The organism is Bacillus sp. P14.5, from assembly GCF_003316765.1.
GTDB lineage: Bacteria > Bacillota > Bacilli > Bacillales > Bacillaceae_B > Rossellomorea.
In genome coordinates, this window is sequence record NZ_NIJF01000045.1 from 16039 (window position 1) to 37781 (window position 21743).

24 protein-coding genes and 1 pseudogene are annotated in these 21743 nt (G+C 41.3%); 19 read left to right on the plus strand and 6 right to left on the minus strand.

Features of this window, described 5'->3' with window-relative positions; all coding sequences use genetic code 11:
• Position 1: 1 nt before the first annotated feature.
• The 5 genes from arsC to B9Z54_RS06105 all read left to right on the plus strand — a co-directional run bounded on the left by arsC (position 2) and on the right by B9Z54_RS06105 (position 4251).
• Positions 2-475, plus strand: coding sequence for an arsenate reductase (thioredoxin) (arsC, locus tag B9Z54_RS06085; RefSeq protein ID WP_113927639.1), 474 nt, complete (start codon positions 2-4; stop codon positions 473-475).
• An 87-nt stretch (positions 476-562) separates the two neighbouring features.
• Positions 563-916 carry an arsenite efflux transporter metallochaperone ArsD gene (gene arsD, locus B9Z54_RS06090; protein WP_113927585.1) on the plus strand — a complete coding sequence of 118 codons (354 nt, stop codon included), beginning with the start codon at positions 563-565 and terminating at the stop codon, positions 914-916.
• A gap of 15 nt (positions 917-931) precedes the next feature.
• Positions 932-2704, plus strand: coding sequence for an arsenical pump-driving ATPase (gene arsA / locus B9Z54_RS06095; RefSeq protein WP_113927586.1), 1773 nt, complete (start codon positions 932-934; stop codon positions 2702-2704).
• Positions 2705-2721: 17 nt separating this feature from the next.
• On the plus strand, positions 2722-3669 hold the full coding sequence (gene trxB / locus B9Z54_RS06100; protein WP_113927587.1) for a thioredoxin-disulfide reductase: 948 nt from the start codon (positions 2722-2724) through the stop codon (positions 3667-3669).
• Positions 3670-3828: 159 nt separating this feature from the next.
• On the plus strand, positions 3829-4251 hold the full coding sequence (locus B9Z54_RS06105) for a protein-tyrosine phosphatase family protein (protein WP_113927588.1): 423 nt from the start codon (positions 3829-3831) through the stop codon (positions 4249-4251).
• A 900-nt stretch (positions 4252-5151) separates the two neighbouring features.
• Here the strand turns inward: B9Z54_RS06105 and B9Z54_RS06110 are convergent.
• On the minus strand, positions 5152-5631 hold the full coding sequence (locus B9Z54_RS06110; RefSeq protein ID WP_113927589.1) for a GNAT family N-acetyltransferase: 480 nt from the start codon (positions 5629-5631) through the stop codon (positions 5152-5154).
• 410 nt (positions 5632-6041) lie between these two features.
• Here B9Z54_RS06110 and B9Z54_RS06115 point away from each other — a divergent pair, with 410 nt between their 5' ends.
• The 8 genes and pseudogenes from B9Z54_RS06115 to B9Z54_RS06150 all read left to right on the plus strand — a co-directional run bounded on the left by B9Z54_RS06115 (position 6042) and on the right by B9Z54_RS06150 (position 11124).
• Positions 6042-6233 (plus strand): DUF4177 domain-containing protein, encoded by a 192-nt coding sequence (locus tag B9Z54_RS06115; protein ID WP_113927590.1) that lies wholly within the window; start codon positions 6042-6044, stop codon positions 6231-6233.
• A gap of 223 nt (positions 6234-6456) precedes the next feature.
• A pseudogene (locus B9Z54_RS06120) lies at positions 6457-6678 on the plus strand (GyrI-like domain-containing protein); the annotation flags it as partial.
• 230 nt (positions 6679-6908) lie between these two features.
• Positions 6909-7268: a hypothetical protein gene (locus tag B9Z54_RS06125; protein ID WP_240189821.1), complete on the plus strand. Its 360-nt coding sequence runs from the start codon at positions 6909-6911 to the stop codon at positions 7266-7268.
• Between the two features lie 46 nt (positions 7269-7314).
• Entirely contained in the window at positions 7315-7500 is a 186-nt protein-coding gene (locus B9Z54_RS06130; protein WP_113927592.1) for a hypothetical protein, read from the plus strand.
• Between the two features lie 460 nt (positions 7501-7960).
• Positions 7961-8845, plus strand: a complete 885-nt coding sequence (locus tag B9Z54_RS06135; RefSeq protein ID WP_162785110.1) for a GNAT family N-acetyltransferase — start codon at positions 7961-7963, stop codon at positions 8843-8845.
• Between the two features lie 58 nt (positions 8846-8903).
• Positions 8904-9140 carry a hypothetical protein gene (locus B9Z54_RS06140; protein WP_113927594.1) on the plus strand — a complete coding sequence of 79 codons (237 nt, stop codon included), beginning with the start codon at positions 8904-8906 and terminating at the stop codon, positions 9138-9140.
• Positions 9121-9885, plus strand: a complete 765-nt coding sequence (locus B9Z54_RS06145; RefSeq protein WP_113927595.1) for a serine hydrolase — start codon at positions 9121-9123, stop codon at positions 9883-9885. Before B9Z54_RS06140 ends, B9Z54_RS06145 begins: the two co-directional genes overlap by 20 nt.
• A 375-nt stretch (positions 9886-10260) precedes the next feature.
• Positions 10261-11124, plus strand: a complete 864-nt coding sequence (locus B9Z54_RS06150) for an alpha/beta fold hydrolase (RefSeq protein ID WP_113927596.1) — start codon at positions 10261-10263, stop codon at positions 11122-11124.
• A 307-nt stretch (positions 11125-11431) separates the two neighbouring features.
• Here the strand turns inward: B9Z54_RS06150 and B9Z54_RS06155 are convergent, their stop codons facing one another.
• Positions 11432-12004: a substrate-binding domain-containing protein gene (locus B9Z54_RS06155; protein WP_113927597.1), complete on the minus strand. Its 573-nt coding sequence runs from the start codon at positions 12002-12004 to the stop codon at positions 11432-11434.
• A 14-nt stretch (positions 12005-12018) separates the two neighbouring features.
• The gene (locus tag B9Z54_RS06160; protein ID WP_113927598.1) at positions 12019-12213 is read right to left on the minus strand and encodes a LysR family transcriptional regulator; all 195 of its coding nucleotides are present in this window, start codon (positions 12211-12213) and stop codon (positions 12019-12021) included.
• Between the two features lie 170 nt (positions 12214-12383).
• Here B9Z54_RS06160 and B9Z54_RS26115 point away from each other — a divergent pair, with 170 nt between their 5' ends.
• Complete coding sequence (locus B9Z54_RS26115; protein ID WP_262371025.1) at positions 12384-12542, plus strand: aspartyl-phosphate phosphatase Spo0E family protein; 159 nt, start codon at positions 12384-12386, stop codon at positions 12540-12542.
• A 484-nt stretch (positions 12543-13026) separates the two neighbouring features.
• On the opposite strand, the gene B9Z54_RS06170 is transcribed toward B9Z54_RS26115, so the two are convergent.
• Positions 13027-14514 (minus strand): esterase/lipase family protein, encoded by a 1488-nt coding sequence (locus B9Z54_RS06170; RefSeq protein WP_240189822.1) that lies wholly within the window; start codon positions 14512-14514, stop codon positions 13027-13029.
• A 366-nt stretch (positions 14515-14880) separates the two neighbouring features.
• A complete protein-coding gene (locus tag B9Z54_RS06175; protein ID WP_113927601.1) occupies positions 14881-15441 on the minus strand; it encodes a TVP38/TMEM64 family protein in 561 nt (186 codons plus the stop codon).
• Positions 15442-15879: 438 nt separating this feature from the next.
• On the opposite strand from B9Z54_RS06175, the gene B9Z54_RS26120 reads away from it, so the two are divergent.
• From B9Z54_RS26120 to B9Z54_RS06185, 3 genes are all read left to right on the plus strand, one after another.
• Positions 15880-16011 (plus strand): hypothetical protein, encoded by a 132-nt coding sequence (locus B9Z54_RS26120; RefSeq protein ID WP_262371022.1) that lies wholly within the window; start codon positions 15880-15882, stop codon positions 16009-16011.
• 146 nt (positions 16012-16157) lie between these two features.
• Complete coding sequence (locus B9Z54_RS06180; RefSeq protein ID WP_113927602.1) at positions 16158-17072, plus strand: ABC transporter ATP-binding protein; 915 nt, start codon at positions 16158-16160, stop codon at positions 17070-17072.
• Entirely contained in the window at positions 17069-17809 is a 741-nt protein-coding gene (locus B9Z54_RS06185; RefSeq protein WP_113927603.1) for an ABC transporter permease, read from the plus strand. Before B9Z54_RS06180 ends, B9Z54_RS06185 begins: the two co-directional genes overlap by 4 nt.
• 111 nt (positions 17810-17920) lie before the next feature.
• Here B9Z54_RS06185 and cysK read toward each other — a convergent pair whose 3' ends face one another.
• A complete protein-coding gene (cysK, locus tag B9Z54_RS06190; RefSeq protein WP_113927604.1) occupies positions 17921-18850 on the minus strand; it encodes a cysteine synthase A in 930 nt (309 codons plus the stop codon).
• 1264 nt (positions 18851-20114) lie between these two features.
• Between cysK and thpR the strand changes: the two genes are divergently transcribed.
• On the plus strand, positions 20115-20675 hold the full coding sequence (gene thpR / locus B9Z54_RS06195; protein ID WP_113927605.1) for an RNA 2',3'-cyclic phosphodiesterase: 561 nt from the start codon (positions 20115-20117) through the stop codon (positions 20673-20675).
• A gap of 61 nt (positions 20676-20736) precedes the next feature.
• Positions 20737-21714 carry an NERD domain-containing protein gene (locus tag B9Z54_RS06200; RefSeq protein WP_113927606.1) on the plus strand — a complete coding sequence of 326 codons (978 nt, stop codon included), beginning with the start codon at positions 20737-20739 and terminating at the stop codon, positions 21712-21714.
• Positions 21715-21743: the final 29 nt, after the last annotated feature.

Here is a 21743-nt window from a genome sequence, read left to right on the forward strand (position 1 = left end):
AATTTTAACCTGTAAATTCACAAAAAATCTATTACACCAAAAGGAGACTAATTATCATGTCAAAAAAACACTCTACTTCCTATGCACAGGTAACTCTTGCCGAAGCCAAATGGCTGAAGGCTGGGCTAAAAAACACTTAGGTGACGACTGGAATGTCTATAGCGCCGGAATTGAAGCGCATGGTTTGAACCCGAATGCTGTAAAAGCAATGAACGAAGCAGGAATTGATATCTCCAACCAAACATCGGATATCATTGATCCTGAAATCTTGAACAATGCTGATTTAGTTGTTACCCTTTGTGGAGATGCAGCAGATAAGTGCCCTATGACACCTCCTCATGTTAAACGTGAGCACTGGGGCTTCGATGACCCTGCAAAAGCGCAAGGAAGCGAAGAAGAGAAATGGGCTTTCTTCCAGCGCGTCAGAGATGAAATTGGCGAGCGCATCCATACATTTGCACAAACTGGAAAATAAAATAAGGAGCCAAGGGACCTATCTCTTGGCTTTTCTCAAAAATAACATATAAGCATATGCTTATTTAATTGTAAAGGAGCATGAGAGATGAACAAAATTGATATTTTCGATCCTGCTTTATGTTGTCCGACTGGTGTTTGCGGCCCGAGTGTTGACCCGGAATTAACAAGGATGGCTTCAGCTGTATTTCTTTTAGAGAAAAAAGGCTTTGAAATTAAACGTTTCAACCTTGCCAGTGATCCTTCTGCTTTTGTGGAACACAAGGAAATTAATAAATTGCTTCATGAAAAAGGCCCGGACTCTCTTCCGGCCATCCTCGTTAACGGCGAATTAGTGAAGGTCGGAGAATACCCTTCCAACAGTGAACTTGCCCAATGGTGCGGAATCAAACCGGAGGAACTAACAGAAAAGAAACCTAAGCTCAAACTTGATTTGAATTAGAAAGGATGAACGCTCTTGTTTCAACCATTCGATACCAGGACAATTGCCAACACAAAATTTTTATTCTTCACAGGTAAAGGCGGGGTGGGGAAAACTTCCACCGCCTGTGCTTCCGCATTAAGATTGGCAGATGAAGGAAAGCCGGTCCTGCTAGTGAGCACCGATCCCGCTTCGAATCTTCAGGATGTGCTCGAAGTGGAACTGACCAACACACCGATGCCGATACCAGGGGTGGCTAACCTGTCCGCCTGTAATCTGGATCCTGAAGAAGCTGCCCGTGCTTATCGTGAGAAAGTAATCGGACCGTATCGCGGGAAATTGCCGGATTCTGTTGTTTCAACAATGGAAGAACAGATGTCAGGTGCGTGTACCGTCGAGATCGCTGCCTTTGATGAATTCACCAACTTGTTAAGTGATAAATCCCTTGTCGAGTCTTACGAGCATATTATTTTTGATACAGCTCCTACAGGACATACATTGAGGCTTCTTCAGCTTCCAACAGCATGGAGCGGTTTTCTTGAGGAAAGTACACATGGAGCTTCATGCTTGGGTCCTTTATCAGGATTATCAGAAAAGAAACAGGCCTACTCCACAACGATGAAGGCACTTGCAGATCCATCGCAAACGACTCTTTACCTTGTGGCAAGACCGGATGAATCATCCCTGCTGGAAGCCAGCCGTGCGTCACGTGAGTTAAAAGAGATCGGGATCATCAACCAGAAGCTTGTCATGAATGGACTGCTGCAATCACATATTCCAGAAGATAAAGCTTCCTCTTCCTTGCATGCCAGACAGCAAAGAGCTCTGAAGGGTATTCCTGAAGATTTAAGTCAGCTTGACACTTATTCGCTGCCATTCGTTTCCTATTCACTGACTGGTCTTGACAGCCTGCGAAACTTATTCAAAGGAATGATCATCGATGAAGCAGAAACTGAAAACCAACTGCAGACTCTAAGCCTTCCGGGGCTCGGGGCTATAATTGAAGATTTTTCAAACTCCAATACCAGGGTCATTTTTACAATGGGAAAAGGAGGCGTAGGAAAAACCACAATGGCTTCCGCATTAGCCATCGGGTTGATTGGAAAAGGACATAAAGTTCATTTGACGACAACAGATCCTGCGGCACATCTTGAATATATGTTTAAGGGGAGGCAGGCGAAGGAGAACCTGACAATCAGCCGAATCGACCCTAAAGCAGAGGTGGAAGCCTATAAGACAGAAGTACTGTCCAATGTAAGCAGTGACCTGGATGAAGAGGCAATGGCGTATATTAAAGAGGATTTAAATTCTCCATGTACAGAAGAAATTGCCGTATTCCGCGCCTTTGCAGAAGTGGTCGCGAAATCAGAAGAAGAAATTGTTGTCATCGACACAGCGCCTTCAGGCCACACATTGCTTTTACTGGATGCTGCGCAGTCTTATCATAAAGAATTGGCCCGTTCCACTGGCGAAATTCCCGAAAGTGTAAAAACACTGCTGCCGCGGCTTCGCAACCCGAAAGAAACGGGTGTCGTGATTGTTACGCTGGCAGAGGCAACACCTGTGCTTGAAGCCGGCCGGCTGCAAAGTGACTTAAAGCGTGCAAACATCGTGCCAAGATGGTGGCTGATCAACCAAAGCCTTCACGCTACTGAAACAACAGATCCAGTACTGAAAGGCAGAGCAAAAGCTGAAGCTGGGTGGATCAAGAAAGTATCCTCTGAGTACAGTGAACAGTGCGCCATTGTCCCGTTTATGGATGAGGACGATTCAGGCCATGAAGAAGTATCGAAATATATCAATCGGTAAAATGGGGGAATTAAGATATGGAAAAAGTAGTGATTTTAGGAACAGGGCCTGCGGGTCTGACGTCAGCGATTTATTTGGCAAGAGCGAATATGGAACCTCTTATTATTGAAGGAGATCAGCCGGGAGGCCAGTTGACATTAACAACAGAAGTGGAGAATTTCCCTGGATTTGTTGATGGTATCATGGGCCCGGAATTAATGGACAATATGAGGAAGCAGGCAGAAAGATTTGGTGCCCGATTTAAAAGGGGCTGGGTAACAGATGTTGATTTATCGCAGCGTCCTTTTACCTTGAAAGTCAGCGGTTTGGGTGAAATTCAGACGGAATCACTTATTTTGTCCACGGGGGCTTCAGCCAAAATGCTGGGTATTCCCGGAGAATCTGAAAACATCGGCCGCGGAGTCAGTACTTGTGCAACCTGTGATGGTTTCTTCTACCGCGGAAAAAAAGTCGTCATTATCGGAGGCGGAGATTCGGCCATGGAAGAGGCAAGCTTCTTAACGAAATTTGCATCAGAAGTGATAATCGTTAACCGCCGCGAAGAACTGAGGGCATCAAAAATCATGCAGGACCGTGCAAGAGAAAACGAAAAGATTTCCTGGTCCCTGAATAGGACACCCCTTGAAGTCATCTCAGATGGAATGAAGGTTACAGGCTTGAAGGTCAAAAACAATGAAACAGGTACTGAAGAACTAATCGAGACAGACGGAATCTTTGTCGCAATCGGCCATTCACCGAATACTTCTTTCTTGAAAGGCCAGATTGATACAGATTCAAATGGCTATATCGATGTAGTTCCAGGCACGACTGAAACAAATATTCCCGGCGTCTTTGCCTGCGGTGATGTTCAGGACAGCAAATACCGCCAAGCGATTACAGCAGCGGGAACAGGCTGTATGGCCGCACTTGATACGGAAAGATACCTGGAAGGAAACAGAGTGCAGGACTGGAGTAAATCTTTATAAAAGGCTGGTTGCTAAAACCTTATTGCTTTTTCAACAAAAAGTATTAACACTTCTAGCCTGAACTATCTTGGTAAATAATCAAGAAAAGAGCTGCTCATCCTCAAGGGTACGAAACGCAGCTATCCATATTAAACACTCTTTTAAAAAGGCGGAGGAAATATGACAACTCAACACTATCATGAACTAATCAAAGATCGCATATATATCGGCGGTGCTGATGGAGCCAAAGAAATCCTGGAAAAGGGCAAGGCAGATGTCATCTTTGATTTACGTGCCGAAGCACCTGAAGTTGAATATGATAGAACACACAGCCCTATCGTGGATGATGCTGAACATCAGGATGAATCCATCAGAAAATCTATAGACATGGTCGTTGATGCCTATGAACAGGGACAAAAAGTTTACTTTCATTGCGCTGGGGGCAGCAACAGAACCGGTACAGTCGCCATTGGTACACTACTTTCATTAGGGAAAGCAAACTCGATTGAAGAAGCAGAGGATATGGCAAAGGCTGCCCGGCCAAAGATTAACGTAAAACCTGAAATGAAAGAGTCTTTGGGTCGCATTTTCCCGAATAAATAAGGTATCATGGTAATTGGCGTGAAAAATTCATAAAGTAGTAAGGAGTGCAAATATAGTGAACATTACAGATGGAGCTCGTGATTTCTTACAGGAAATGTTAAAAGAACACGATGCTGAAAACATTCGTTTTTATTTTGCAGGCTTTGGCTGAGGACAGCCACAAGTTGGGCTGGCTCTGGATGAGCCGGAAGAAAATGATGAAGTATCAACGATTAATTCAATCAAGGTAGCGATAGACCCGAGAATAGAATCGGCTGCGCAAAACCTGATCCTGGATTTCAATCAGGATAGCAACGGCCTGGAACTCAAAGGGAACGAAAGTGACTGTTGTTAATCTGTAATATAAGAATGGGAAAACCTCTGTGAGGCTTGAAAACAGTTTTACTTTAGAGGAGCGCATTAAATTCAAATAAGATAACGCACTGTGAATTCACTTTAAAATTCACAGTGCTTTTTTTATTGTGGATATTTATTATTAACTTTTTCTTACCCTGCAATTGAGCAGACGCCTATGTTAGAAGAGATTTCAATACAACATTTCACCCATGTTGGATCAATAAGGGGAAATTTTCCCGTTATGATGAAAAACAGGCGCCGTTTTGAAGTGAATAAGGGTAAATTTTCCCCTTAAGCAAAGAAAAATGACTCTTTTGACCTGATTTTTAGCAAATAGAGGGAATATTTCCCTCTATTAAAGGCATTTTAGGAGCTGTTTTACTAAATAAGGGGAAATTTTCCCCTTATTATTAAGCGTCTAAAAAATCTGTCTTACTTACGGACTTTGATAAACTAGGCTTAAAGATCTAAGAATAATACCGTATTTTATAGCAAAAAACCCAGATTCAAAAGGATCTGGGTTTTTTGATTTTTTAGGATCTTCTTATTACATTAAAGCCTTCGTTAGTTTAATATCTTTATCAATTCAATCTCATCTCTTATTGGGATACCTTCATTGCCAATCAAGGGTATCTCTGGTTTTAACTCTCTTGCTTTATCAACTGCATTATTTATAATGTGAGAAAGAATAAAACCTCTTTTTTGATAAAACTTTAATGCTGATAAATTATCGTTTGTTGTTATAAGTTTAACGAGTCTACATCTTTTTTTAATAGCAAGATTTTCTACTTCTTGAACTAACGATGTGCCTATTCCTTTACCTTCTTCAATACTATCCAAAGATATAATTTCCAATTCTTTATCTTTGATTATATAAGTAATTAAGCCAATGATTGCTCCTTTCACATTTACAATTGCAAAACCCTCTAATATACTACAATCATAAACGCCACTTGAAATAACCATTTCTGGACTTCCCCAATGTAATTTGAAAAATTCAATTATTTTGTTTTTCGGTATATCCTCAACTGAGTAGATTTTCATTATATGCCACCCCATTGTAGTAAGATCATATTCCAGCAAGCTGCCCGTTTATAGAAATATCCATTATTCACAATTGTATCACACAATACTAGATGCTCATCTTCGCAAGAACAGGTTGCTAATTGACAAGTCATTTATCACCCTAATTAACATCTCATTTATTATCTGTTCAATATTCGAAGTGCTAATAAACCCCAAATTCGAATGCAAACATTGTTATAACAACAAATAAAGCAGGCTAATTCATATGAATTAGCCTGCTATTTATAATGCTATTGGTAATTTTTTCTACCAAAACGGCACCCCTTAGTGACCTTCACAGGGGCTTTTCTTTAGTCAATAGTTCCTGATTGAAACCATTTCGAGGCCAGCCTCGTATATAACATATAGAAGAAGACGGAGGGCTGCCAATGTATGAATACAAGTATGTTGAAACGACACTTGGAGGATTTTTCACTTCTCCTCAACACAGAGAGGTAATCGATGAGTACGCTTCACAAGGATGGAGGCTGGTTCAGGTTCTGCCGCTAAAATATAATGGACATGGAAAACCGACAGATTATGAAATTATATTCGAACGTAAGATTTCGGTAGACGATTGATTCACTGAGCCTTCTAGACTGGGAATAATTAAGGTATGACGCAGATTATATTTTATTTTAAGTTCTAGGGAGAGGTATAAATGTTTAAAAGTAAACGTTACTGGATGCTACTGCTGCCGTTTTTAATTGTGGGAGTATTGCTTATCCTGTTTTTGCCTCAAGAAGTCAAGCCATTGGTACAACTTCTGGGTATACCATTTTGGATTCTCTATTTTGTTATGGCTATTCTGTTCTGGAAGTTCTCGGATACACATGGGCAGTGTTTGAGTCTGCTGGTCCTTTCCCTGATACACTGCAGGAAACATGGGGACGTATCTATTCAGAATGGTTTCCTGCCTCAAGCTATCAACAAGTAGAAGGGCCGGAGATTTTGTCAATAAAAAGCAAGGATTTATCTTCGTCCGAAGTCAAAAGTGAAATATGGATCCCTGTTTTGAAAATATGATAGGGAAGAGCTAGTTAAACAATGGACTGTAATTCTGTGATTGCAGTCCATTTTTCATTTCATGACCTATACCTATCAGGAAATTCTGTAGATATATTTATGGGTAATTATGTTAAAATAAAGTAGTCGTTTCATAGTAATATTTTGGAATTATTGAAGTGCAAATTTGGAAAGTGGGTTATTAATCTATCTTTTAGAAGAAGTTATTGAAGATGCAGGGGGCTGGGGAAGTGAAGGGAAAATATTTGTTTGATTTCATATTGGCGGTTACGTTAAATGGTTTTTCTTATTATGTTGGAAGTATGATCATAAGCAGCGGCATTCCATTTTGGCAGGCATTCATAATAGGCTTTACGGTTGTTTCTTTAGGTGCTTTAACAGAATTTCTGGGCAGTCCGATGTGGTTGATTGTGCTGGTTCCTTTTCCTGCAGGGATGCTTCTCCTTTACTTATTTTTGGGGGAGGCTATCCCTTTATGGTTTCTTACTTATATCACCACACTCACTATTTATGTCATCATTCATATTCCCATGAGTTATTTCTTCCGCTTTCATTCCTTGATTCCTTCATGGAGATTGTCTAATCATTGACTGATTAAAGGTTTTTCATTGTCATGAAAAAAGGAGGTTTATTTTAATGGATAACAAAACAAAAGGGTTAGTGCTTGTGTTATGCGGCTTGGTCTTTCTGCTGCTTGGAGTTACGATGCCATTGGCAGCTGTCTTAAAGGGTATTTTGCTTGGTTCCAGTTTGATTCTGAATGTGTCAGGTGCTGTTATTTTAATGAATTATATCAAAACTACTAAGGAGAGCAGCCAATAGTAGAACTGAATAGTTACAGTGCAAACAGCAATCATCTTTCGATTGCTGTTTTTTTAGGCTCTTTTCGTAAACTTTGTTGCTTTTAAAATATTGTTGTAAGATAAACCACTTAACTATCTTGGGGAAGCAAGAAAGAAAAGAGCTACTCACTCCAATTAGAGAGAAAACATCAGTATCCGGGGAAAAATCCGGCTCTTGGGATTTTTCCGAAAGCAGTAATTTATGCGAAAACAGCCTTTTTTATTCAGCACGGTTATTTATGAACGTGTTTTGTAAGTGCATGAAAGAAATGAAACATTTGAACTCTATTAATCGTCTAATCAAAACAAGAACATAGACTTGGTAAGGGAAGTGAAAACAGTATGAAAACTTATTCAACTTTTTAAAGCACTCTCTGTTCCCTTGTCAGTCATTTCACTAAGAATGGTTGATCAATACCTATATGGTCTTTTAGGGGGAAGTGACAATTTTGAAAATGAGAGCTATGAATGAAGGGGAAGTTGATAGAGTTGCAGAATTCATTTCCCATTTAAATAGAGAAAAAGCTTCACACATAGGATACTGCGGCCAGGACAGCAAAGAGATCGCTTATTCAATCAGAAATGACATAACTGATTTATCTTATATGGATAGCTTTTTGGTTGCTTATGATCAAGATGAGCTGGTTGCTGTTTTAGGGTTTGATGCCGACATTGAGAATAATTCCGCTGAGATATGGGGACCTTTTTTCAAGGGATTTCATATCGATGTTCTGCATAGCATGTGGAACCGGATGATTGAATTAATTCCTGATCAAGTCCACAGTCTCCGTATGTTTCCAAATAAGAAAAATGTTAATGTGCTTACCTTGGCGGAAGAACTTGGCTTTGTTCAAAAGAGTGTGCAGACCATCCTTAGTTTCGACCGAAAAGACATGGGGCAGGTAAGTGGTGAGCCGTTTCAAGAAATCACACCAGAGTACTATAGTGCAATGAAAGAGCTGCACAACAAGATTTTCCCCGAATCATATTATAATGGCAGTCAAATAATTGAAAGAATGATTGATTACAATAAAGTAATGATCACCAGTGAAGGCGGCCGGTTAACTGGATATATTTATGCCGAAGCAGAACCTGAGTTTGGGGAAGCGAGCTTAGAATTCTTTGCAGTAGATGAATCAGCAAGAGGAAAAGGAATAGGAGCCCGTTTAATATCTCAGGCGCTGAATTGGTTATTCTTATTCGACTCCATGCATTCGGTAACACTCTGTGTGGACTCGGCTAATGAAAAAGCATTAAGGCTCTATACGAAAATGGGGTTTAAGAAGGAGCATGAGTTGGTCTATCTTATAAAAAATTCTAAATAGCTGAAGTAATAGTAATCTATTAGTTATATAAAAGCCTGTCTTAATTCAGGAGGTTGAAATGAAGTTCTTCAGAGATATGACAAAGGCAGAAAAAAGTCATTGGAATAAGGGAGCGGTTTTTGGGTTTTACACTTACCTGGTATTGTTGTTCATCGACCATTCCCACACTTTGATTTTCAATAGGGACTTATTTTCCTCCTTCTCTATTTTTTGGATCGGGATTGCTGCAGCTTGGAGTTATTCCTTAATTTTAGACAAAAGAAGGAGCAAGAAAAATGAATCAGGTACTGGATAAATTAAACGAAATTCAGCAGGGAAGGATCGGGATTAACGTTTATTGCACGGAAAACACTGCTTTCTTGCCTTCCATTAACACAGAAATGATCGTTCCTCTGGCGTCTGCTGCCAAAATAGCTATAGGGTATTGTGCGGCCGCGCGGGTGGAAGAAGGTGAATTTAATTGGAATGATATTGTGGATAACATTTCCTTTAATCCCTCAGAGGATAGTAAAGAACTCTATCCGCATTTTCAAATAAGAAGTTCATTACAGTTGAGTGAAGCAGTTGAAGTCATGATTGCCTGCCATGACAGCTTTGTTGCCGGAGAGGTCGTGAAGTACTGCGGCGGCTGGGAGGAAGTGAATCACACCATTCAAGCCGTGTTCCCATCCATCCAAGTCACGGATAATCCGAGAAGCCATGAAAATAAGGGAAAGCTGGATGAAGCTTTACATCTAATGATACATATCTATGAAGAATATACAAAAAATCCCGATATATGGACACCAGTCATAAATGGATTGGTTAGACAAAAAGGGGAGATAGAAGGAATTCCTTCCTCTCATCTAAACCATATGACTGGCGGACTGGAAAATGTCGTGGTGGATATCGGCATCATGGAAGCTTTTGGCGAACACCCGCTTCTTTTTGCTTTAGGAGCTGTGGATTTGCCCAATCGATTTAATGATGAGACTGCAGATCAGAAGATCATCGAAGCTATGAAATTACTTTATCATGAATACACCAACCTTTTAGGATGAAACTCGTAGTAGAAATTAGAGCAGGACTGGTAACGGTTTATAATATGGAGAAGAAAAGCTAATGGATACTTCAATTTAAGTTAAAGGGAAGTCAATTTATTAGAAGGCAAGATTTATTCTCGTTTTGCATTGAAAATGGATTCATTGATGTTAACGTTCAGTAATATTTATGAATGTGTAATGTGCTTACATAGCCTTCTAAATATTAGACGATTGAAGTGGAAGGTGTACGATCTCCTGCGGGACTAGCGGGACAGGTGAGACCCCGCAAGCGAAGCTGAGGAGGCTCACCGCCCGCCCCGCGGAGTCGTACACCTGGAGCGGAAATCACCTAGATACCCATTACCGGATATACTTTTTGTGGAGGTGTTTTTTATGTGGAAGCAGCAGCTGCTTAAAACGACTCGAGGGCTTTTTGAAATCTTTGTCAGAGGAGAAGGTAAACCTGTATGTATCACACATTTGTACAGTGAATTCAATGAGCTGGGCTATTATTTTGCTGATGCTTTTGTGGACCGCTTTCAGGTCATTCTAGTTAACCTGAAAGAAGCCGGGAACTCTTGTAAGGCTGATTTGGAAGAAGAGTTGGGCATGACAGAGTCAGTGAAGGATCTTGAAGCGGTTCGGGAAGAGCTGGGATTAGAGAAGTGGAGTTTCGCAGGCCATTCAACTGGCGGAATGTTGGGGCTTGTTTATGGGGATTTATTCCCCGGCAGCCTTGAAGGATTGGTGGTTGGCGGAGTTGCAGCTTCTAAAAAATATATGGAGAACAGGGGAAGTATGTACTGTTCCAAAAGCCCATTGAATAAACGTCTAAAAGAGATATTTGCTATTTTGAAATCACCTGAGGCAACGGTTGAGGAAAAAAGGAATGCCAATCAAGAATGGACTAACATGTCTTTGTTTAATGCAGATAAAAGAGAAGACTATTTTAAGAGTCTCTCAAGCGGAAAAGTAGTTCAAAGGAGACTGGATTATTACTCTTTTCAGGAGCTTCCCGAATTTGATATTCGAGAGAAACTACAGGGGATTAACGTTCCTACCCTGGTTTACTGCGGAAGCCACGATAAGCAGTGCCCTTTGTATTATTCTGAAGAAATACATAGAGAGATTCCGAGTTCACAGCTTTATATATTTAAAGAGAGCAATCATCTTCCCTATTTAGAAGAAAAAAGCCGTTTCTTACAAATGGTCGAAGACTTTGAAGAAAGCTTGTACATGAAGGAAGCAGAAAAATAATGTGAAATCAGGAGAGGGGTTAACGTTAAACGCGTTAATCCCTTTTTTAAGAAAGTATAAATCTTCTTGATCGGAAATTAAGCTGCGTTTCTGAATCCAGATCGAGCACCCGAGGGTTCGAACCCCCGGGAACGGACTTAAACACCGGAATCAAATAACTATCAGAGAATCTAAGGAAAGACCGCCTTTTTTTCTTTCTACTCATTAAGTACTTGAATCATTTTTTTCTGAAATTCTTGGGCTTCATAGGAAAGTTCTTTGTTTTTATTGTAGATGACCCAAAAATAATTGAGGATCTTCCCAGGGTTCATGAAGGGGATGATTGCCATGTTTCCTTTTTTACGTCGATATGGTTTTTGAAGGTGAAATTATAAACCAGGGATGAAGCATGTCCATCAAAAATCGCACTCTTTAATACTCCAATATTATTAGTGGTAAATAGAAGAGACGCGCTTGGCAGGTATGAATTCACAAAATGGCTGGACCGTTTAGAATTATACATGACCATCTTTTCTCCTTTTAAATCTTCTGGAGTGACAAAGTCCTTTAAGAAAAGAGGAGAGTGTTTACCAGCACAAATACAGGCGTATCCGGTATAGATTAATTGATAGTCGAGAAAATCGCTGATCCTCAATCCGCTCAATTCTTCTTCACTAAAAGGCGAAAAAGCTAAATCTATATCTCCATGTATCAACCGGCTTAAGATCTCGTCCTGGTCAAGCTCGATAATTTCTACCTTCACATTGCTGTGACCCTCGTGAAAAAGAATGAATGCGTCATAGACAAGATAAGTAATCGAAGGGGAACAGCCTATTTTTAAGAGCTTATCCTCTTTATCCACGGAAATTTCTTTATACATCTTTTCCAGGCTGTAAATCATTTCATTTCCTCGATTTAAAACTTTTTTCCTTCTGATGTAGGAGTAGTACCTTTTCGGGATCGAGAAAAAATCGTTACTCCCAATTCTTTTTCTAATTGAGTAATAGACTGGCTCAATGCTGATGGAGAAAGGTGCAATCGCTCGGCAGCCTTGGTAATGGACCCTTCTTTGCTTACTTCCAGTATGTATTTGATCTGCTCGATATTCACAGTAAAATTAACACCTTCTTCGTCTTTGTTAAGTAATGCTTAAATAAAGTTTAACATCATTAAATTTACATTAATAGGAATAAATTTTATAATTTTTAGGAGGTCAGAAAAAATACCAAATTCTGTTTATATGTAATTCTCTGGAGGAGATTCTTTTGAGAGAGTGTGATTTGCGCAGGCTGATAGAAGAAACCAGGTCAAGATTATTTAAGTCTGCTGCTAAAAATGGTTTGGATAGTCAGGTCACAATTGACATCAGTCAAGAACTTGATGTTCTAATAAACTGCATACAAAGAAAGCACTTTAAGGAAAATCAGTCTCAATCTTGAATTCAATAATGCTTCGATTCAGTGAGTGGAAGATATAACCCGTATAATCAATAAAGATAAGTAACCTTCTACGATTAGCATGAATGAATTATTTATTATCAAGAAAAGGTGATTAAATAGATGAGTATTCTTATCCTGGCTTCTATGTTGATATGGGGCGCAGTTATTAAGGAACTAAGTAAACCTTCTAAAGAGCAGAGCAGCCGGAAAATCGTATCTTTAACTTCTTTAGGCACTTTATCAACTTTCGTTATTACACTCTCACTTTTTGAAAAACTAATGGTATAAATTAAGGCGGTTTTCTCATCAATGGTGGCATTCGGAAACATCCCAAGAAGTGTTTTTCCCCTCAATTATGGCGGTAGTTTGCAAAAAAAAACTCAGAAAGGACCTAACATTGAAGTGTCAATCCTATGTTAGGCCTTTTCTGTTGGTCTGCATTTATACGCGTTAATAACAGGATTAATAGAGGAGCCTTTATAACCTAATACGTCTTCCCATTTTTGTCCACGTAAATAGATTTAATGATTGTTCTTTCGAATTTCTTCCCGGCTTTGGTCTTTCCTTTTACATCCATGGTCAGGGTGTAGACGCCTTCTTCCTTGAATGTAAATGGTACTTTTCCTTTTTGCATGATCATCATAGAGGAATCTTTCTTCTTCTGGCCGTCTTTATTGATATTGACATTGACATGGAAGTCTTTCACTTTGCTGCCTTTGTTCTTCAATTCAAGGGTCTTCTCGTCTAGGATGATCTCTTCGTTCAAGTCAGAATGGAAGCCGACTGTCATCAAGTAGGCTGCTTTTTTCTTGTTCACTTTTACACTCCACTGACCTGCTTCTGGCTTCTGGATCTGAAAGCTGTGGTGATGTCCGCCTTTGAATACTCCTTCGTCTACTGCATGAGTGAATTTCCTGTACTCTACACCAGACGGACTGATTACTACAAGATCTTTCATCTTTTTATCGCTGAGCCAGTCAAGATCCAGTTTGGCAACGTTTTCTTCCACCTGAAAGGTTTCCAGAGCACTTGCTGAAAATTCTCCTCCCCTATGAAGGACACTGATGTTGGCAGGCTCCAATTCCGGGGCCAGTGGTTCATTCATTGATTCCGCAGATGTGATTCCAGCAACCGGCTGGGCATTAAGAGTTAAGTAAGGACGGAAATATTGAAATGTTCCGCCTTCCCTGACTGTCGTGTGATTCCAGCTGCTGACACGGACCTCCCTGCTGTAAGGAAGCCGTGAATTGGCAACGGTCACGGCACCGTCATTGGAACCGTAAGAGCTTAAGTAAAGTCCTCCCCAATAAAGAGAAGAGCCAAAGCTTCCCCATTTAGTCCCGGCTAAAGTAAAAAGTGGATTTTTAGAGCGGTTACTATGTGCATCAATCTGAGAACGGTAATTTCTCATGTATCCTGTCTGAAGTGAGTAAGTAGCATCATTTTTGCTTCCTAAAATGCTGGCAAGCCATCCGGCCCAACCGCTATAGGCAAGGTCGGCAAGCTGTGAGCCGTAATGAGGTGTGGACAGAGTGATGAGGTTAGAAACATAAGGGTATGCCCCGTAATGGACCAATGCGTTCTGAGCATCGATTCCACCTTTGCTGTGGCCGACTATGACCAATTTCTTCTGGCCAAAATAGTTGTAGATGTCACGGACACGGTTATTGATGATCGTTCCGTTATCCCACATATTCTTGTCTGGATGAACGTCGATGAATGCAGTTTGATACCCATTATTGAGGGCGGTTTGATACATGTTGTTGCTCTCCCACCAAGTTTTGGAGGAGCTGTTGATTCCATGGATAAACACAAGCACCGGCTTATTAGGGTCAGAGTAACCAGGAGCATCTCCGGCGTACCATTGTCCGGGTACACCACCGGGATTATCTTTTCCGCCGATTGTCCCGGCGTGCGTGCTGACCGGCAGCACCAAAAACAGCATTAGCAAAATCAATCCCAACCTTTTCATTTTCCCACTCCATTTCATCCGAAATAGGGGAAGTCCTCCCCATCTATCCTATCGGAAATCCTATTAGTTTCAGAAGCATTTTTTGGAAAATGAGCTGATTGGCATGCAGCAGATAGGAGAATGGTCTTGTGGCGGAGGAAATGTGTCTGATTAATTTTAGAAGAAGGAGATCATAAGCACCAGAATAAAGAAAGGAGAGGTATGGAGGGAAAAGTTTCGTCTAGGGGGTTAATAGTGTATTTTCTTTGCTGATGTAATCAATCAGTGAGCATTTTAGGCAAAGGCCGGAAAGAAAGGGTTTCCATCCGCAGAGAAAGCCAGCCGTTCTCACAGGTGGTTTTTATTCTTGAATGGTTCCCTCTAAATTCACTTTCCAGCGGACTTGCGGAGTCTGATAAGGAAAGAGCCGATTAACACAACCGCAGTTAGAGTCAAAATGAATTTCCCTGTTCCACTCATGAGAAGCACTTCCTGAACGGAATAGGCTTCTATAAGAATAGCTGGGATCTTACCAAGTGTACTTGCGGCTGCGAAATTGAGAATGCCCATTGTACTGAAAGCCCCAGCCAGCGTGACCAAACCGGATGGTGCAAATGGAAATAATCGAAGACCCAAAACCAGGAGGAACGCTTCCCCGCCTTTGGAATGCAGCAGCTTTTTTAAATGCTTCTGTTGAATGCTTTTCCTGCTTGCGATTTTTCGTAATCCTTTACGATAAAGAATGAAACTGATGATTGCACCAAGCACTTCCCCGGTGAATGACAGAAATAAACCGAATTCGAACCCGAAGATGGAGATATTAGCCGCTGTTAAAAATACACTGGGAATGACACCGAGTGTGCTGATGATAATGTTTAAAAGGATGCTTAGTCCAACTGCAGCTGGAGCACTAATGGATCCCAGCCAGTCTGTTATTATATTTTCCACGCAATCTCACCTTAACTGATAAAATTATTCAATTCTTTTACTTCTTTTAGATGTAACCATACCCTTTGCCAGCGAAACCGTCAATAAACGGAATTTTTAGGTTTTCCCTGTTTTCCTTTTTGCCTTTAATGGATGTTTCAAAATGATTTAATTCTGAAGAAACCATACCCGGCAGACTTCTCATCATTTATGATGATTCGCTCGCTGTTTGTAACGTTTAGGCGGGGATATTATTTTCGCCTTGCAACTCAACCTCAGCCTTAGAATTAATATCTGTATTTGGTTCTGAATTTTTTGAAACTTATTGAGGTGTCAGCCGTAAATATACTAGCACTTGGGAAAAAGCACCAAAACATAAAAGTGAAGTTTCTGCTCATTCATTAGAATCTTCTCTTGTGAATAGGTGCAGCTCCAAGTAGTCGTGAAAGGAGAGGTTTAATGGATTGGCTGTGGACCTGGTTTGCGTTTTCACTTGCAGCCGGAGCATTTTACAACTCATATGAAGTGAAAAAAGAGAATTTTATATTGAGAAGAAGAATTGAAGAGCTGGAGGATGAGGTTTATAAATAATCTTTTCTCCAAAATGAATTACCATTATAAAACTGGCAGCATACAAAAATACTTACATAAAAAACCCTAATTACATCACTTGCTTCATAGTCTATTAGAGGGGTTTGAAAAAATAAGATTAACAGTTGAGCAAAGGGGAGACCATGATGGAAAACGTTATTACTGTTAAAAATTTATCTAAAAACTTTGGCAGCGTCCAAGCCGTGAAAGATATTTCTTTTTCTGTAAGAAGGGGAGAAATCTTTGGCATCATTGGACCGAATGGAGCAGGAAAGACGACAACGCTGGAAATGCTCGAGGGCATCAGTAAACCGACACAAGGAACGATCGATGTACTGGGGCTTGTTCCCAGCCGTCAGCTGAGAGAGTTGAATAAGCGGATAGGTGTGCAATTTCAAGCTACCTCGATTCAGAGAAAGATGAAGGTGAAGGAGGCGATAGACCTGTTTGCCTCGTTCTACAGTGAAACAACAAAGAAAGAGTATCTGATTGATTTGTTGAATCTTGACGAGAAAATGAATGTGCGTTTTGAGGATTTGTCCGGAGGCTGGAAGCAAAGGGTCACCCTTGCACTTGCCACTCTGCACAGCCCGGAAATTGTGTTTCTTGATGAACCAAGTATGGGATTGGATCCTCATGCGCGGAGGGAAATGTGGTCGATGATCAGGATGTTAAGGGATGAGGGATGTACGATTGTTGTGACGACCCACTATATGGAGGAAGCAGAAAAACTGTGTGATCGTGTGGCGATGATTTACAGCGGTGAACTGAAAGCATTGAACACACCTGAAGAGTTACTAGATAACCCATCAGGTCAGTATATTGCATTTGAAAGCGATCAGGTTGATCAGAGATTTTTAGAGGCACTGCCTGAAGTGGTCAGGGTGGAAAAAGAGGATAAAGTATTTAAGGTTTTCAGTGAAAATCAGCAGGAGACGGCGTATCATATTTTTACATACTGCCGCAGCAAAGGGATTGTACTTTCTGATTTTAAATTTGAAAAGGGCTCTCTTGATGACTTGTTTGTTCACTATCTCGAAAAGGAGGTTGCCGCGGGATGACAGCTATTGCCAAGCTTGCTACATTAGAAACGAAGATGTTCTTCAGAGACCGGCTCAGCGTGTTTTGGACCTTTTTATTTCCGGTGGCCATGATTTGGTTATTCGGATCCATGTTTGTCGGGCAGGAGATGGATGAAAGATTGTTCGCCGAATTGTTTGTTCCTGCCTGGATCGGCGTCAATATTGTCACCACCTCTTTCTTTACCTTGGGAACGGTTTTAACGGGTTACCGGGAAACAGGTGTGCTCAGGAGATATCAATCGACACCTCTTCAGCCATGGAAAATCCTGGCCGCCCATACCTTCCAGGGGACTGTCATTTTTGCCATCTCTGCTGTTCTGTTGATGGTTTTTGGCATGCTGATGTATGACCTGTCCATGCCCGTTTATATTGGCAGTACATTGCTGGCGCTGCTGATCAGCATCCTTGCCTTTTTTCCTTTCGCGCTTTTTCTGACATCGCTTGCCAAGAATACCCAAAGTGCGGCTGCTATCAGCTCGTTGTTCCTGAATCTTATGCTGTTTTTATCGGGAGCGACTTTTCCGCTTGAAATGATGCCGACTGTGCTTCAATATGTAGCAAAAATCCTCCCGTTGTATTATGTGATTGAAATGCTTCGTGGAACATGGAGTGAAGCGCCGATTACAGACTTCGGCCTTGAGGTTGGTGTGCTGCTGGGCATTGCTGTTGTTTCCACATACCTTGCCTCCCGGTTCTTTCGCTGGAGTGATAAATAGGCATATCAGTTTTTTCTTTAGAAAGGATGCAGGCCGCCCCTCTTTTTTCATGTACAAACCAAAGGCGTGAGGTTTTCTTTAAGAAGACCTCACGCCTTGTTAGTTTCCTATCTAGAATCGGAACAAGTCACTGGACAGGTATCTTTCTCCTGTATCACAAGCGATGCATACCACAATATCATCAGGTGAAAGCTTTTTCGCCACCTGGATTGCGGCATAGCAGGCTGCACCTGAAGATGGGCCGACCAGAATTCCTTCTTCGCTTGCCATGCGCCTTGTGATATCATACGCATCTTCATCCTCGATTTTATGGATTTCATCATATACATCCTGATTCAGGATTTCAGGGATGAATCCAGGGCTTGTACCGACCAATTTATGTTTTCCGGGCTGTCCGCCTGAAAGGACAGGTGAACCTGCTGGCTCGACTACATGAACTTCAAGGTCTTTGTAGTGTTCCCTCAATACTTCCCCGGTGCCTGTGATCGTTCCGCCTGTGCCCGCTGTCGCAACAAATGCTGATAGAGGTTTGCCCAGCTCATCCATTGCCTCGATGATCTCCACTGCGGTTGTTTTACGGTGCGCATTAGGGTTGGATTCATTTTCAAACTGCATCGGCATGAAGCTGTTCTCGATTTCCTTAGTAAGATCTTTTGCCTTTTGAATCGCTCCAGGCATTTTTTCATCTCCTGGAGTAAGGACCACTTCGGCTCCATAGGCTTTGAGCAGATTAATTCTTTCCTGTGTCATGGTATCAGGCATAACAAGGATTGCTCTATATCCTCTTGCTGCTGCATTCATCGCAAGCCCGATTCCCGTGTTACCGCTTGTCGGTTCTATGATTGTGGAGCCTGGCTTTAAAAGCCCTGCATTCTCAGCCTCCACAATCATTTGAAACGCAGCCCGGTCTTTTACACTTTTGCTTGGATTGTAGAATTCCAGCTTTACATAAATCTCTGCTCCGCCTTCTGGTTTCAGACGATTCAATTTGACCAGGGGTGTATCTCCGATTAAATCCGCTATATTTTGAACGACTTTCATATTATTACGTCCTTTCATTTTAAGTCAATAAGGTGATTGAAGTCATTATTCGTTTCCTTTAAAAGTTGAGTAGTTATATTATTATGTTACTAATTCTAACAAATCATATCAAATATATAAGATTTAATGATTAGATTTACATATTGCTTATAGTAGAAGGTTTCACCTAGAGTGCCTCTTTCTTATTGAATTTGCTCTATCCTAACACTGCTTTCGTAAAGATTGTGGCTGTTTAATAGGAACGGATTTCCGCTCCAGGCGCGCGACTCCGCGGGGCGGGCGTTTAGCCTCCTCGGCTTCATATAAAGCGGAAGCGGCCGTTCAGCACCGTACGGATTGTAGGGCTCCTGCATGAGATAAAGGAATCACAACGAACAACGTGAGTTGATGATGACTTATCGCAAGGAAGGAGACCGAAATCCGCTAGTTGCTGGCCGCTGGAGCTGGATTCGCCTGCGGGGTCTCACCTGTCCCGCTACTCCCGCAGGAGGTCGCGTGCCTTCCGCTCCAATCCTTCGGCCTTCTAGAAAAGAGCCTTTGTAAAAGATAGTTGCCATTGGGTAATTCTTTATCCTCCTCTGACTAACATGAGCTGCTTCGCAGATTAATACTTCCTGTTCCGCTTTTTCTCTCAAACATTTGCCTGTCGGGACTGGAAGGCGAGAAAAGATGCTGATTCCCGCAGCCGGAAAAGTTAAAAGTCACTTTTATCGATTAGGGGGTCAGGAAAGGTAAATAGATTTGATCTATAAATAGAGGAAGAAAGTTCCCTTATTGACTAAATAACGATGAAAATTTCTTTAATAGAGGAAAAAACTTCCCTTATTTGCTCCTAAAAATAGAAAATAAGTGTTTTTGCTTTATATAAGGGAAAAAACTTCCCCTATTCACCAACCAAATGAGCTAAATCTAAAAATAAGGGAAAAAAATTCTCTTATTTATTACCGCTAGTTAATCAATCAAGGACAGGGCTTTCAATTTTGCTTTCGCTGAACGGTTCCTTCTCCTTTTCAGTTCACCGCAATTGAAGTCGTGCGGCTGAAGCGGAAATCCATACTTCTAAACAGCCTGACTCATTCTGATAAGGACAGTGCAAAAGATGTCATTCTCACCGATCTCTTCACTGGAATGTTTAATCAGCAGGCGTAAAGGCTATTAAAGATGGCAATAATTGTGATGGAATCAAGCATGCGTTGCTGATTTAGATATCTGTTGCATGCTTAGTCTGATAAAATAAAATTAATGAAAATCCGGGAAGGTGTGTATGATGAAACAACACCACTATTTTTTCGCTGTTCCGATACCGCAGGAAACCAAAGAGACAATGGAGGAATGGTCGGGGAAGGTGAAGGGGGCTTTGCCCTTTCAACGCTGGGTGCATCCTCAGGATTACCATATCACGTTGGCTTTTTTGGGCGGGACCGAAGAAGAGCGCTTAAGGAAAACCATCGAAAGAGTTCATGCTTTAAAAGGTGAATTCCATATTTTTTCACTAGCTGTCCAACAACTTGGAACATTCGGCAAACCATCATCTCCCCGTATTCTCTGGAGCGATGTGAGTCCTTCTTCTTCCTTGTCTTCATTAAGGGATGCTGTGTACTCTGCCTGTCTGCAAGAAGGATATGAACTTGATCAAAGGCCTTTTAATCCGCACATTACAATAGCAAGGAAGTGGGCTGGCGATGAGGAGTTCCCAGGCAGCAAGCTTGCCTCTTTATCTCTTGAAGAGCCCCTGGAATTCAAAGTAGAGGAATTTGTGCTCTACCGGACGCATCTCGATCGCACACCTAAATATGAAACAGTAGAGAAATTCACATTGATTTAATGATTAAAACTTATTCGTAAGAAACGAAAAATACAAACATATAATGCAAGAGGGGAAACTTATGGCGCAACTAATTAAACTGCAAGACTATATCTCAAGGTATGAACTGGATACTTATCGTTATCCTTCCCAATTTGTCCGGTTAAAAAAACAGCAATGGGCAAAGTGGAAGGAAAGCTGGGATCAGGGAGAATTGCTTTTTCAGGAAGAACCTGAAGATGTGGAGGAACTCTTGGAGAAACCAAGCTTGATTTCAAGGTTTGGAGGCATGTTCAAAAAGCGGGAGAAAGAGGAAGAATCGCAGAAGCTTGAAATGCAGACACCTCTTGTAGAAGAAGATTCGGAAATGAATCTGAGAATCACCGAGCTTCCTTCAACTGAAGAGGAACTGAAGCATTTGTTCCTCGACCAGCTGTTTCATTTTCAGTTAAGGTGGGCGAGCTCGACCATTATGGAGAAATCCTATGTGGATCAGAGTTATGTTTCTGATGAGAAGCTTAAGTACTTCTTGAAAAGGTTCCCGGATAATATTTTTCTGATGTATTACCCGGTCTTCAAATTTAAAAATGCTCCGATGGAAATGGATATTCTTCTGCTGACCCCCACAGACATCTGGTGCTTGACCTTTATGGAGGAAGAAAATGAAGCGGCTTATATAGGATCCCAGGAACGCTTCTGGATAAAGAAGTCTGGAGATAGGGATTTCAAGGTACTTAACCCATTGATTTCTCTTAATAGGATGGAATCTGTCATTTCGACCCTGATGAAACACCTGGAAGTGGATCTTCCCATTAAAAAGGGCATCATCAGCCGAAATGGATATATAGATTATGGGATGGCGCCGCACAACCTGCACCTTATTGATAAGAGGGCGCATGAAGAGTGGTTTGAGAAAATGAGGGCGGCACATTCGCCCATTAAAAATGTTCAGTTGAAACTCGCAAAAGGACTTCTGGATTTCTGTCAAAGCACATCCTTTAAGAGGACGGGATGGCAATCAGATCACCAGCATCCATTGCGCGAAGATGATGCAGATTGATTATAATTTATTGTGGGAGATGGCCCTAT

Excerpts from the sequence above, each read along its gene's own strand:
- arsD (WP_113927585.1), top strand. The coding sequence starts at position 563 with ATGAACAAAATTGATATTTTCGATCCTGCTTTATGTTGTCCGACTGGT.
- trxB (WP_113927587.1), top strand. The coding sequence starts at position 2,722 with ATGGAAAAAGTAGTGATTTTAGGAACAGGGCCTGCGGGTCTGACGTCA.
- B9Z54_RS06105 (WP_113927588.1), top strand. The coding sequence starts at position 3,829 with ATGACAACTCAACACTATCATGAACTAATCAAAGATCGCATATATATC.
- B9Z54_RS06110 (WP_113927589.1), bottom strand. The coding sequence starts at position 5,631 with ATGAAAATCTACTCAGTTGAGGATATACCGAAAAACAAAATAATTGAA.
- B9Z54_RS06115 (WP_113927590.1), top strand. The coding sequence starts at position 6,042 with ATGTATGAATACAAGTATGTTGAAACGACACTTGGAGGATTTTTCACT.
- B9Z54_RS06130 (WP_113927592.1), top strand. The coding sequence starts at position 7,315 with ATGGATAACAAAACAAAAGGGTTAGTGCTTGTGTTATGCGGCTTGGTC.
- B9Z54_RS06140 (WP_113927594.1), top strand. The coding sequence starts at position 8,904 with ATGAAGTTCTTCAGAGATATGACAAAGGCAGAAAAAAGTCATTGGAAT.
- B9Z54_RS06145 (WP_113927595.1), top strand. The coding sequence starts at position 9,121 with ATGAATCAGGTACTGGATAAATTAAACGAAATTCAGCAGGGAAGGATC.
- B9Z54_RS06150 (WP_113927596.1), top strand. The coding sequence starts at position 10,261 with ATGTGGAAGCAGCAGCTGCTTAAAACGACTCGAGGGCTTTTTGAAATC.
- B9Z54_RS06155 (WP_113927597.1), bottom strand. The coding sequence starts at position 12,004 with ATGATTTACAGCCTGGAAAAGATGTATAAAGAAATTTCCGTGGATAAA.
- B9Z54_RS06170 (WP_240189822.1), bottom strand. The coding sequence starts at position 14,514 with ATGAAAAGGTTGGGATTGATTTTGCTAATGCTGTTTTTGGTGCTGCCG.
- B9Z54_RS26120 (WP_262371022.1), top strand. The coding sequence starts at position 15,880 with ATGGATTGGCTGTGGACCTGGTTTGCGTTTTCACTTGCAGCCGGAGCA.
- B9Z54_RS06180 (WP_113927602.1), top strand. The coding sequence starts at position 16,158 with ATGGAAAACGTTATTACTGTTAAAAATTTATCTAAAAACTTTGGCAGC.
- B9Z54_RS06185 (WP_113927603.1), top strand. The coding sequence starts at position 17,069 with ATGACAGCTATTGCCAAGCTTGCTACATTAGAAACGAAGATGTTCTTC.
- cysK (WP_113927604.1), bottom strand. The coding sequence starts at position 18,850 with ATGAAAGTCGTTCAAAATATAGCGGATTTAATCGGAGATACACCCCTG.
- thpR (WP_113927605.1), top strand. The coding sequence starts at position 20,115 with ATGATGAAACAACACCACTATTTTTTCGCTGTTCCGATACCGCAGGAA.
- B9Z54_RS06200 (WP_113927606.1), top strand. The coding sequence starts at position 20,737 with ATGGCGCAACTAATTAAACTGCAAGACTATATCTCAAGGTATGAACTG.